Origin of the sequence: Lacticaseibacillus songhuajiangensis, assembly GCF_003946025.1 — a bacterium.
Classification (GTDB): domain Bacteria; phylum Bacillota; class Bacilli; order Lactobacillales; family Lactobacillaceae; genus Lacticaseibacillus; species Lacticaseibacillus songhuajiangensis.
In genome coordinates this window covers 1-12,585 of record NZ_RHNR01000059.1, presented here as the reverse complement: position 1 = coordinate 12,585, position 12,585 = coordinate 1, and the positions used below count along the sequence as shown (strand labels likewise).

The 12,585-nt window shown below is 52.1% G+C and carries 11 protein-coding genes and 1 tRNA gene; all 12 read left to right on the top strand.

Annotated elements, in window-relative coordinates; genetic code table 11:
• Positions 1–165: 165 nt before the first annotated feature.
• The 12 genes from EKM97_RS10970 to EKM97_RS10915 all read left to right on the top strand — a co-directional run bounded on the left by EKM97_RS10970 (position 166) and on the right by EKM97_RS10915 (position 12,489).
• Positions 166–678, top strand: coding sequence for a ComE operon protein 2 (locus tag EKM97_RS10970; RefSeq protein WP_404820217.1), 513 nt, complete (start codon positions 166–168; stop codon positions 676–678).
• Between the two features lie 52 nt (positions 679–730).
• Positions 731–1,627, top strand: a complete 897-nt coding sequence (rapZ, locus tag EKM97_RS10965; RefSeq protein ID WP_318530785.1) for an RNase adapter RapZ — start codon at positions 731–733, stop codon at positions 1,625–1,627.
• Entirely contained in the window at positions 1,624–2,652 is a 1,029-nt protein-coding gene (locus tag EKM97_RS10960) for a gluconeogenesis factor YvcK family protein (protein WP_125572450.1), read from the top strand. Before rapZ ends, EKM97_RS10960 begins: the two co-directional genes overlap by 4 nt.
• Positions 2,653–3,594: a DNA-binding protein WhiA gene (gene whiA, locus EKM97_RS10955; protein ID WP_125572449.1), complete on the top strand. Its 942-nt coding sequence runs from the start codon at positions 2,653–2,655 to the stop codon at positions 3,592–3,594.
• Between the two features lie 215 nt (positions 3,595–3,809).
• Positions 3,810–4,400: an ATP-dependent Clp endopeptidase proteolytic subunit ClpP gene (clpP, locus tag EKM97_RS10950; RefSeq protein WP_125572448.1), complete on the top strand. Its 591-nt coding sequence runs from the start codon at positions 3,810–3,812 to the stop codon at positions 4,398–4,400.
• Between the two features lie 169 nt (positions 4,401–4,569).
• Positions 4,570–4,641: transfer RNA gene (locus tag EKM97_RS10945), tRNA-Arg, on the top strand.
• 451 nt (positions 4,642–5,092) lie between these two features.
• A complete protein-coding gene (locus EKM97_RS10940; protein WP_125572447.1) occupies positions 5,093–6,130 on the top strand; it encodes a sugar-binding transcriptional regulator in 1,038 nt (345 codons plus the stop codon).
• Between the two features lie 38 nt (positions 6,131–6,168).
• Positions 6,169–7,194, top strand: a complete 1,026-nt coding sequence (gene gap / locus EKM97_RS10935; RefSeq protein WP_125572446.1) for a type I glyceraldehyde-3-phosphate dehydrogenase — start codon at positions 6,169–6,171, stop codon at positions 7,192–7,194.
• Between the two features lie 103 nt (positions 7,195–7,297).
• Positions 7,298–8,488: a phosphoglycerate kinase gene (locus EKM97_RS10930; protein ID WP_125572445.1), complete on the top strand. Its 1,191-nt coding sequence runs from the start codon at positions 7,298–7,300 to the stop codon at positions 8,486–8,488.
• A gap of 167 nt (positions 8,489–8,655) precedes the next feature.
• Positions 8,656–9,411 (top strand): triose-phosphate isomerase, encoded by a 756-nt coding sequence (tpiA, locus tag EKM97_RS10925; RefSeq protein WP_125572444.1) that lies wholly within the window; start codon positions 8,656–8,658, stop codon positions 9,409–9,411.
• A 152-nt stretch (positions 9,412–9,563) separates the two neighbouring features.
• Complete coding sequence (gene eno / locus EKM97_RS10920; RefSeq protein WP_125572443.1) at positions 9,564–10,871, top strand: phosphopyruvate hydratase; 1,308 nt, start codon at positions 9,564–9,566, stop codon at positions 10,869–10,871.
• Between the two features lie 55 nt (positions 10,872–10,926).
• On the top strand, positions 10,927–12,489 hold the full coding sequence (locus EKM97_RS10915) for a ClC family H(+)/Cl(-) exchange transporter (RefSeq protein WP_125572442.1): 1,563 nt from the start codon (positions 10,927–10,929) through the stop codon (positions 12,487–12,489).
• Positions 12,490–12,585: the final 96 nt, after the last annotated feature.

The window sequence follows — 12,585 nt, the reverse complement described above, 5'->3', positions numbered from 1 at the left end:
CCCCAGTAGAATACCGGGAGCAGGCCACGGTTGCTTAACTTAAATTTTTAAGTGTCTAACTTTTCTATTGCACTTCACCTGCGGTCGATTTTCACAGCAGCCATCCTTGCGGATGGAATTTTCAACACTTACGCTAACGGACAGCAGGCGTTGGAAGATAGTATAATGGTGACAATCAAAGTTAAGGTGGCGACTGAAATGACGGATGAAAGATTAGATTGGGACCATTACTTCATGGTGCAGGCTGCGCTCCTTGCCGCGCGCAGTACCTGCAAACGCCTGTCAGTAGGCGCGGTGCTTGTGCGTGATAAGCGCGTGATTGCCGGCGGGTACAACGGATCGGTGTCTGGCGACCAGCACTGCATCGATGGCGACTGCCTGTTGCGTGATGGCCACTGCGTGCGCACGATTCACGCTGAGATGAACGCGGTGCTCCAGTGTGCCCGCTTCGGTGTGTCGGTCGACGGCGCTGCAGTCTACGTGACCGACTTCCCGTGTCTGCAGTGCACCAAGATGTTGCTCCAGGCCGGTATCAAGCACATCTACTATCTGCGCAACTACCATAATGACGAGTACGCAATGGAACTGCTCAAGTTGAAGAACGTCGGCGTCACGCACCTGGAATTAACGCAGGATACAATCGACCGCAGTCGCTTGGCCGAATACGTGCAGGACTAGTTAAGACACGCCCGGCATGTTACAATGTGCGAAGAAGAAAGAGGGAATCAGCGTGGCAGAAAACGACGAACCATTTGAATTGGTGATTATTTCCGGGATGTCCGGCGCGGGAAAAACCGTTGCCGTGCAGGCCTTCGAGGACCTTGGTTACTTTTGCATCGATAACATGCCACCAGCACTTATCCCGAAGTTCTGGGAACTACTAGATCAGTCTGGCAAAATTCGTAAGGTCGCGCTGGTCGTGGATCTGCGTAGTCGCGCCTTTTACGACGAGATCGTCGACATTTTACATGAACTCGAAAATTCTGAGTCGGTGCACACCCGTATTCTATTCCTGGACGCAACCGACGCCGAACTGGTATCCCGCTACAAGGAAACCCGCCGCGCGCACCCACTGGCAATGGACGGGCGACTGATGGACGGCATTAAGAAGGAGCGGGAGCTTTTGCGGCCGCTGCGCAACCACGCCGAGATTATTATCGACACCAGCAGTCTTTCGCCGCGCGAACTGCGCGAGGAATTGTTTGCCAGCTTTAATGAAAATAAGCGCAAGCCCGTCTTCCACCTGGAAGTTATGAGCTTTGGCTTCAAGTACGGGCTGCCGATTGATGCCGACATTGTGATGGACGTGCGCTTCTTGCCGAACCCGTACTACATCCCTGAACTCAAACATAAGACCGGCCTGGACCAGGACGTATACGATTACGTCATGGCCAGCCCAGCTGCCGAGAGTTTCTACCAGAAGTTTGCGACCATGTTGCACGAGATCATGCCCCAGTACATTAAAGAGGGGAAAACCAGCCTGACGATTGCCATTGGCTGCACCGGCGGACAGCACCGGAGCGTCAGTTTTGCCCGGCGCATTGGTCAAAGCTTCAAGGGCGAATACCCTGTCGATGTTACCCACCGCGATGTCAACCGCAGAAAGGAAACGGTGAACCGCTCATGAGCGCAGATCACAAGATTATTCGGGTCATTAAAGGTCGCCGCCCCAAGGTTGTCGTGATTGGTGGGGGGACCGGCCTGCCCGTCATTGTTAAGAGCCTGCACGACCAGAATGCTGACGTCACGGCCGTCGTGACCGTGGCCGATGACGGCGGTTCTAGCGGCGTCATTCGTGATTACATTAACGTGGTGCCGCCTGGTGATATTCGGAACGTGCTAGTTGCCTTGTCTGACATGCCGCAGCTTGAACGGGATATTTTCCAGTACCGTTTCGATAGTAAGGATTCCTTCTTTGCTGGTCATGCTATTGGTAACTTGATTATTGCGGCCCTGTCCGAGATGCGCGGCGGAATTTTCGCTGCTGTCCAGCAGTTGTCCTCAATGCTGCGGGTGGACGGGCACGTTTACCCGGCCAGTAACCGCCCGCTAACGTTGCACGCTAAGTTCACCGATGGCACCGAGTTGTCCGGTGAAGCCGAAATCACGGCGGCGGGCAAAATCATTCAGTCCGTCAGCGTCACCAACAGTGATGACGGGACTGCACCGGTGGCGGTGCAGCAGATTGTCGACGCCATCATGGACGCGGACGTCGTGGTCATGGGCCCAGGGAGTCTGTTCACCAGCATTTTGCCGAACCTCATGATTAAGAACTTGGGTGACGCAGTGCTGCGAACCAACGCCGAGGTCGTTTACGTCGTCAACATCATGACGCAAAAGGGCGAGACCGATAACTTCACCGATGCCGACCACGTGCGGGTGCTGAACCGGCACATGGGTCAGAACTTTGTGGACACCGTGCTCGTTAACATCGAGAAGGTGCCGGATGGTTACCTTGACGAGAAGAAGTACGTCGAGATTTCGCGGCCAGTCACGCCGGACTATCAAGGACTGCGCGATATGGGTTGCCGGGTCATTTCATCTGACTTCCTGAAGTTGCGCAATGGTGGTGTGTTCCATGATGGGGACAAGGTTGCCCAGGAAGTATTAAACCTTGCTTTCCAAGCCCATTTAAAGAACGGAGGCCACTAGATGGCGAGTTTTGCGAGTCAGGTCAAAAAGGAGTTAACGCAGCTGGAGGTGCACCCGGAGCACGCGAAGGCAGAGCTCTCCGCCTTAATCCGGATGAATGGCAACCTCACAATCGTTAACCACCAGCTGGGCCTCGACGTGCAAACGGAGAACCCGGCTATCGCGCGCCGCTTGTATTCCTTAATTAAGCAGTTGTACAAGCAGGAAGCCAGTCTGATTGTGCGGCGCAAAATGAAGCTCAAGAAGAATAACCAGTACCTTGTGCGGCTCAAGCAGGATGTGAAACCCATGCTGCAAGACCTGCAGATTCTGGACCCATTGGGACTGAGCATCAACACAGCGGTGGCAGAGAACGTGCTGAACGAACCGCAACGGATGCGCTCTTACCTGCGTGGTGCGTTCTTGGCGGGAGGGTCCATCAACAATCCGGAGACCAGCCGTTACCACCTCGAAATCTACTCGCTGTATGCGGACCATAATGAGGGCATCATGCAGATGATGAACTATTTTGAACTGAACGCGCGCACGATTGAGCGGCGCAGTGGGGAAATCGTCTACCTTAAGGAAGCTGAGAAAATCTCGGATTTCTTGAACATCATTGGCGCCACGAACGCGATGCTCAAGTTTGAGGATGTGCGAATCATGCGTGACATGCGCAACTCCGTGAACCGTCTCGTGAATAGCGAGACTGCGAACATGGGCCGCACCGTCAACGCCGCGCAGAAGCAGATTGAAAGCATCAAGTATCTTGAAGCACACGGCGGTCTGGACAAATTGCCGCAGCGGCTGCACGATATTGCTCAGGCACGCATTGAGCACCCTGAGGTGTCACTGACGGAACTAGGCAAACTCGTGGCGGACGGCCCCATTTCCAAGTCCGGCGTTAACCACCGGCTGCGTAAGCTGAACGAACTTGCTGACAAAATGCGGGCGGCAGAGTAGCGGACGAAAAACGCAACTTGCCCCTTGGCAAAACGGACGCTTTGACTTAGAGTGAGACAACTAAGCTGGGCGCCCGTTTTGACGTTCTGGCTGAAAGTAAAGAATTTTGCAAAACAAGTGCAAGAATATTTGACCTATTTTGACGTTGGGTGTAGGATTAGCACTATATTAGAAATAGTGCTAAGAAACTCTTCCCTGAAATTAGGAGGTAAGCTATGTTAGTACCTACAGTTATCGAACAGACCAGTCGCGGTGAACGCGCCTACGACATTTACTCACGCCTGCTCAAGGACCGCATCATCATGCTGTCTGGCGAAATTAACGACCAGATGGCCAACTCCATCATCGCCCAGCTGCTTTTCCTGGACGCGCAGGACTCGAGTAAGGACATTTACCTGTACATTAACTCACCAGGTGGTGTGATTACATCTGGTTTGGCAATTCTGGACACGATGAACCTCATCAAGTCCGACGTGCAGACCATTGCGATTGGGATGGCTGCCTCCATGGCATCCGTTCTTCTGGCATGCGGGACCAAGGGCAAGCGCTTTGCACTGCCTAACGCTGAAGTTCTGATCCACCAGCCACTTGGCGGTGCCCAGGGCCAGCAGACCGAAATCGAAATCGCCGCTCAGCAGATTGGTAAGGCACGTGAAAAGCTGACCAAGATGCTCGCTGACGCTTCAGGTCAGGACATCGAAAAGGTGAAGAAGGACACAGAACGTGACCACTACCTCACCGCGCAGGAAGCCAAGGACTACGGTCTTATTGACGACGTGCTCACAACTAAGAAAGACGCTAAGTAGTTAATTAGCCCAAAGCCTCGCGCTTGCGCGGGGCTTTTTGTGTGCCGCGATTTATTTGTAGTCCATGCCGCAGTGGGCTGAGGCGGTGTGCTTATTCACATCAGGGGATGATCGGCGCATTTACTATTGCAATTCCCCACGGTCTTCGATATTATAGTTAAGTACTTTTGCGCGGTTAGTGTAATGGATCGCACGTGAGATTCCGGTTCTCGAAATCCGGGTTCGACTCCCGGGCTGCGCAGATTGTATTGAGAGGTCAACGACGGTTGGCCTCTTTTTTTGTCCGTTGAGCGTGGATCGCAATCAGCACTGCACAAGTGAGACGGCGGGGGCACTTAGCGGCCGTGAATGGCTGAGTTTGGGCTGATTGTTAACGTTTGCTACTAATATTAGATAAGTATGAGACCAACGCCGAATGCTCTGCCGAACGAGCAGGGCTGTAAGTCCTATGTTTCGGTTTCAAATACGAACGTTATAAGAATATTTATTGTAATTATGCCTAAAGCACGAATTTTCCGTGCGCTTTCGCGAAAGTAAGGCGCTATCAGCTTGCATGCGGTGGTGGGCGTTGCTATAATAACCATGTTGGTAAGGAGAGCGGTTCGACCCGGGGTCCTTAATTTTTTTGAGGTTGTTGGGTCGCCGAACGCTCCCGTTGGACACCAAACGTCCCACGAGAAGGAATGAGCCTAATGCAATCTCAGTATTCCTGGATTGAGGCGATTGCACCTGACATGTTGGCGGTCGCGAGCAAACGTTACCAGATTTTGCAATATGTGAGCTGGATGGAGCCCGTTGGGCGCCGTTCACTGGCGGAGCAGATGCATATCACGGAGCGCACGCTTCGAACCGAAATTGATTTTCTCCGCAAACAAGGTCTCCTCGAAAGTTCTAAGAGCGGCGTTGTCATGACGTCGCGGGGCCGCGAGGTGTTCAGTAGCATGGACGAGTTTATGAACCAGATGCTGGGCATCCGTAGTGATGAAAAAGCACTGGCACGTAAACTGGGCATTGACCATTGCATTATTGTTTCTGGCGATGCCGATCAGAGCTCTCGGGTTCTGGACGACATGGGCAAAACACTTGCACGGACGATGCAGTTTATGTTGCCGCAGGGTAAGCAAACGGTCGCCGTCATGGGTGGCACGACGCTTGCACGGGCAGCACAGCAGATGACCTACCAACTTTCCACTGGTCGCGACCTGACTTTTGTCCCCGCACGGGGCGGTGTCGGTGAGACCGTGGCAATCCAAGCTAATTCCGTTGCGGCCGCGATGGCACAGTCCACGGGAGGGGCGTACAAGGTCTTGTATGTACCCGAGAATATTAGTGAGGAAGCCTACAAACCACTACTGAACGAACCGGCTGTTAAGGAAGTCTTACAGTTGATTGACAATAGCTCCGTAGTGATTCATAGTGTAGGGGAAGCGCTTGTGATGGCGAAACGCCGGCACATGTCTCCGGAGATTCAGGAGATGCTTCAGAGCAAACACGCAGTTGCCGAAACCTTCGGCACCTTCTTCGATGAAGAGGGACGCGTCGTTTATAAGATTCCGAAAATCGGCTTGACGATTAGGGGTCTTGATACAGTTCCGTTCGTCTTTGCCATTGCTGGTGGTCGTAGTAAGGCCCAGGCAATCAAGGCGTACATGCAACACGCACCCAAGAACACGTGGTTAATCACGGACGCGGGTGCTGCAAATATGATTTTAACCGGGGCAACCCGTTAAAATAAAACTTCTCATTTCCTAAAGGAGGAAATTTTAGCATGACTGTTAAGATTGGTATCAACGGTTTCGGCCGTATTGGCCGTTTGGCTTTCCGTCGTATCCACGAACTTGGTGCAAAGAGCAGTGAAATCGAAGTTGTTGCAATCAACGACTTGACCACACCTGCAATGCTTGCACACCTTCTCAAGTACGATTCCACTCACGGTACTTTCCCTGGTGAAATCTCCGCTACCGACAACTCCATCATCGTTGACGGTAAGGAATACCCTGTTTACGCTGAAGCAGACGCAAACAACATTCCTTGGGTTAAGAACGACGGCGTTGACTACGTTCTCGAATGCACCGGCTTCTACACCTCTGAAGAGAAGGCTCAGGCCCACATCAACGCTGGTGCAAAGCGTGTTCTGATCTCCGCACCTGCTGGTAAGATCAAGACCATCGTTTACAACGTTAACCACGACAGCCTTACAGCTGACGACCGTATCGTTTCCGCTGGTTCTTGCACAACCAACTGTCTTGCACCTATGGCCTACTTCTTGAACAAGGCTTACGGTATCGAAGTTGGTACAATGACCACCGTTCACGCATACACTGGTACCCAGAAGCTTCTTGACGCCCCTGTTCGTGGCGGCAACAAGCGTGCTGCACGTTCTGCTGCTTACAACACCATTCCTCACACGACTGGTGCTGCTAAGGCTATCGGTCTGGTTATCCCAGAACTCCTTGGCAAGCTTCAGGGTCACGCACAGCGTGTCTCCGTTCCTGACGGTTCCCTGACAGAACTTGTTTCTATCCTTAAGACCAAGGTTACCGCTGACGAAGTCAACGAAACCATGAAGAAGGCTACGGAAGGCAACCCTTCATTCGGCTACAACGCTGATGAAGTTGTTTCCTCTGACATCGTTGGTACTACCTTCGGTTCCGTCTTCGACCCTACTCAGACCGAAGTAACGACCTCTGGTGACTACCAGCTCGTTAAGACGGTTGCTTGGTACGACAACGAATACGGCTTCACTTGCCAGATGGTTCGTACCCTGCTCGCCTTCGCAAAGCTTGCTGACTAATTACTAGTCACAACTAGCGAGACAATTTATACCGCACTGCCGAAAGGGGGAGGGAGGAGACTCCCTTCCCCTTTTGGTTTGCAAATCTAAGGAGGATTTTTTCGTGGCAAAACTCATTGTTTCTGACCTCGATGTTAAGGACAAGAAAGTCCTTATCCGTGTTGACTTTAATGTTCCTATCAAGGACGGCGTCATTGGTAACGACAACCGTGTCGTAGCTGCTCTTCCTACCATCAAGTACGTCATTGAAAATGGTGGTAAGGCTATTCTTCTTTCTCACCTTGGTCGTATCAAGACCGAAGACGACAAGAAGAAGCTCAGCCTTCGTCCAGTTGCAGAACACCTTTCCGAACTTCTCGGCAAGCCTGTTACCTTCGTTCCTGCTACCCGTGGTGCAGAACTCGAAGATGCAATTGCTAAGATGAACGACGGCGATGTTCTCGTAATGGAAAACACCCGTTTCGAAGACCTTGACGGCAAGAAGGAATCCGGTAACGATCCTGAACTTGGCAAGTACTGGGCAAGCCTTGGCGACCTGTTCGTCAACGATGCCTTCGGTACTGCACACCGTAGTCACGCTTCCAACGTCGGCATTGCTTCCAACATGAAGCAGACCGCTGCTGGCTTCCTTATGGAAAAGGAAATCAAGTTCCTCGGTGACGCCGTTGAAAACCCTAAGCACCCATTCGTTGCTATCCTGGGTGGTGCTAAGGTTTCCGACAAGATTGGTGTTATCTCCAACCTCATTCCTAAGGCCGACAAGATCATCGTCGGTGGTGGGATGACTTACACCTTCTACGCAGCTAAGGGTCTCTCCATTGGTAAGTCTCTTGTTGAAACCGACAAGATTGACCTTGCCAAGAAGATCATCGACGAAGCCGGCGACAAGCTGGTTCTGCCTGTTGACAACGTTGTTGCTACTGAATTCAACAACGATGCACCTCACAAGACTGTCGAAGGCAACATTCCTGACGGTTACATGGCCCTTGATATCGGTGAAAAGTCCATCGAACTCTTCAAGGAAACCCTTAAGGGTGCCAAGACCGTTGTTTGGAACGGCCCAATGGGTGTGTTCGAAATGAGCAACTACGCTAAGGGTACCTACGAAGTTGGTAAGGCACTCGGTGAACTCACCGATGCTGCTACCATCATCGGTGGTGGTGACTCTACAGCCGCTGCTGTTGAACTTGGTATTGCTGACAAGATTACCCACATCTCCACTGGTGGTGGTGCAAGTCTTGAATACCTTGAAGGTAAGGAACTGCCTGGTATTGCTGCTATCAGCAACAAGTAATTTCTTAACCACAACTCAATGTCGCTCCTAAATGGGGGCTGACGCGTTGACACGCAGGGAAGCATGCTTGCCTGCGTGTCCGTCAGTCCCGATTACGACCAAAAGGTTACGGGTGACTATTACTAAACCGGATTTTCCGGACGATTCTGAAAGGAAGTTTTCGTATAATGCGTACCCCAATTATTGCTGGTAACTGGAAGCTCAACAAAAGCCCTAAGGAAACTCAGGAATTTGTAGACGCTATCGCCGGCAAGCTCCCAGCTGCCTCCAAGGTGGAGACCGTTATTGCTGCACCTGCTGTTGACCTGCCAGCCCTCGTTGCGTTCGCTAAGAACTCCGAACTCAAGACGGCTGCTGAAAACTGCTACTTCGAAGACGAAGGTGCCTTTACTGGTGAAACCAGCCCTAAGGTTCTCTCCGAAATGGGTGTTGACTACGTTGTGATTGGTCACTCCGAACGCCGTGGCTACTTCCACGAAACGGACGAAGACATCAACAAGAAGGCTAAGGCCATTTTCCGCAACAACATGACCCCAATCATCTGCTGTGGTGAAACGCTTGAACAGCGTGAAGCCGGCGAAGCAGAAGGCTGGATTGCTGGTCAGATTAAGGCTGCCCTTGACGGTCTCTCTGCAGAGCAGGTTGCAAGCCTTGTTATCGCTTACGAACCAATCTGGGCTATCGGTACCGGTAAGACCGCTACTGCTGACCAGGCTGAAGAAATGTGCGCACACATTCGCAAGACGGTTGCTTCCCTTTACAACGAAGCAACTGCTGCAAACGTTCGTATCCAGTACGGTGGCTCTGTAAAGCCTGCTAACGTTAAGGAAATCATGAGCAAGGAAGACATCGACGGTGGTCTCATCGGTGGTGCTGCCCTCGTTCCTGAAAGCTTCCTTGAACTGGCTAACTACCAGGACTAATTGCGCCTTGCGCTAAGTCTTCATTTTGCGGAAAACATCTGTGAAAGTACTACTAATTAGACTGCAAAGTTTGGTATGATAGTACTCGGAACGGATGTTGGTCCGCTTCTTACACAAGCATATTTTGCTAATATAAAGGAGAAAATCACACAATGTCTATCATTACTGATGTCTTTGCTCGTGAAGTCCTCGACTCTCGCGGCAACCCAACTGTTGAAGTTGAAATGTACACTGAAGATGGCGGTTTCGGCCGTGCACTTGTTCCTTCAGGTGCTTCCACCGGTGAACACGAAGCTGTTGAACTTCGTGACGGTGACAAGTCTCGTTTCGGCGGCAAGGGTGTTCTCAAGGCTGTTGCTAACGTCAACGACAAGATCTCCAAGGCTGTTATCGGCCTTGACGTAACTGACCAGCGTCTCATCGACCAGACCATGATCGACCTCGATGGTACCCCTAACAAGGGCAAGCTTGGCGCCAACGCCATCCTTGGTGTATCTCTGGCTGCAGCCCGTGCTGCTGCTGACGAACTTGGCCTGCCACTGTACGAATACCTTGGCGGCCCTAACGGTCACGTGCTTCCTACCCCAATGATGAACGTTATCAACGGTGGTGCACACTCCACTAACACCATTGACTTCCAGGAATTCATGATCATGCCTATTGGTGCTAAGAGCGTTCACGAAGCTATCCGTATGGGTTCCGAAACCTTCCACGCACTTCAGGCTCTCCTGAAGGAAAAGGGCGACATCACCTCTGTTGGTGATGAAGGTGGTTTTGCTCCTAACCTTAAGGACAACGAAGAAGCCTTCGAAATCCTTGTTGAAGCTATCAAGAAGGCCGGCTACAAGCCTGGTGAAGACGTTGCGCTTGCCTTTGACGTTGCTTCTTCCGAACTTTGGGATGGCGAAAAGAACGGTTACGTTCTCCGCTGGAGTGACCCAGAAAAGGTTTACAACACGGACGAATTCATCGACCTGATTGCAAGCTTTGTTGACAAGTACCCAATTGTTTCCATCGAAGACCCTATCGACGAAAACAACTGGGAAGACTGGCAGAAGATCACCGCTAAGCTCGGTGACAAGGTCCAGCTTGTCGGTGACGACCTGTTCGTTACGAACACCGACTACCTGAAGAAGGGTATCGACATGGGCGTTTCCAACTCCATTCTGATTAAGCTTAACCAGATTGGTACCCTGACCGAGACCTTCGAAGCTATCGAAATGGCTAAGGAAGCTGGCTTCACAGCTGTTGTTTCCCACCGTTCCGGTGAAACCGAAGACACCACGATTGCTGACCTGGTTGTTGCTACCAACGCCGGCCAGATCAAGACTGGTTCCATGAGCCGTACTGACCGTATTGCGAAGTACAACCAGCTCATGCGGATTGAAGACCAGCTCGGCTCTGCTGCCCAGTACAAGGGCCGCAACAGCTTCTACAACATCAAGAAGTTCAACTTCTAATTGTTGCTTAGCTGATCTAAACAGAAAGGCCGCCTCGGCGGCTTTTTTGATACATATGGTTTCTAGCTGGGAGGCTAAGGGCTTGAAGGCAAAGCAAAAAAACGACCGCACCCGTTTCACCTACATCATGACTGGATTGCTGGTCGGTGCCATTGGCGGCGTGGTTGTTGCCACTTTTCGGCTGTTAATTGAAAAAATGTTGGACTTCGTCAAGTCCCTGTACATGCACCCAACGCCGTTAATCGTTGCGGGCATTGTACTGGTCAGCATCGTGGCTGGGCTGTACATTGCGCACCTGCTGCAGAAAGAACCGAACATCTCTGGATCTGGGATTCCACAAATTGAAGGGCAGTTGCACGGTGATATGGATTTTAACTGGTGGTCAATCCTCTGGCGGAAATTCGTCGCCGGTGTCATTGGCATTGGTAGCGGCCTTTTTCTTGGTCGTGAAGGCCCGTCCATTCAGTTGGGGGCTGCAGTTGGCCAGGGCTATGCTGATTTGCGCAAGCAAAAGGGAGCGAGTCGGCGCATAATGATCGCGGCGGGGGCGGCTTCCGGCCTGTCGGCAGCCTTCAACGCTCCGATTGCCGGCACGATGTTTGTGCTGGAAGAGGTTTACCACAATTTCAGTCCGCTGGTGTGGACAACTAGCCTCGCTGCGGCGGTTGCCGCCGACGTGGTGTCATTGCGCTTCTTTGGCCTGACGCCGGTGCTGCACTTGCACTACCTCAGCGCGATGCCACTTAGTCAGTACTGGCACCTGATTGTGCTGGGCATCTTCCTAGGCGTTATGGGCATGCTTTACAGTAAAATCACCCTGGCAATGCCGCGGATTTACGCTCTAACGCATATCCCGCGCGCTTATCAGGGCATGATTCCACTGCTGCTGGTCATTCCGCTGGGGCTACTCGCACCGGAAGTCCTTGGCGGTGGTAACAGCATCATCTTGGATTTTGGTAAAAGTATTCCGACATTATGGCCGCTGATTCTGTTGTTTGCCGTGCGCTTTATTTTTTCGATGGTCTCGTATGGCAGTGGGCTGCCCGGGGGGATTTTTCTGCCTATTCTCTCGCTAGGTGCCGTGCTCGGGGCGGTTTACGGTGTCGCGATGACCGACCTGGGACTGCTTCCGCGCGAGTATGTGTTGAACCTCATTATTTTCTCGATGGCCGCTTACTTCGCTGGCATTGGGAAGGCGCCGTTCACCGCAATTTTGCTCATCACCGAAATGGTGGGCTCACTCAAAATTTTGGCGCCACTGGCCATCTTGTCGCTAACTGCCTTTACGGTGACGGACCTGATGGGGGGCGCACCAATCTACGAAGCCTTACTCAGTCGTTTGGTTCTGCCCAAGCAACTCGGCCGTCTGCACCAGGCGCAGCGGTTTGAGTTGCCAGTCTTTGCGGGCTCTTACTTGGATTCCGTGCAGGTGCGCGACTTCAAATGGCCACAGGATAGCCTGCTGGTCGAAATCCGCCGCGGCGATGAGCGTCGCATTCCGCATGGTGACACCGTCATTCGCGCAGGGGACACGCTGATCATCATGACCGACAACAGCAACTTGCATGCTGTCCGCCAAAAGGTGGAACGTGCCGCAGCTGATAATGGTGCGGAGTAATTTTAGGCTATAACTGTGTGTCAGCGTAAGTCGGGAAACTTTCATCCGCAAGGATGCTCAGTTTGAAAATAGTGGTTAGACCGAAGGTCGGGACTG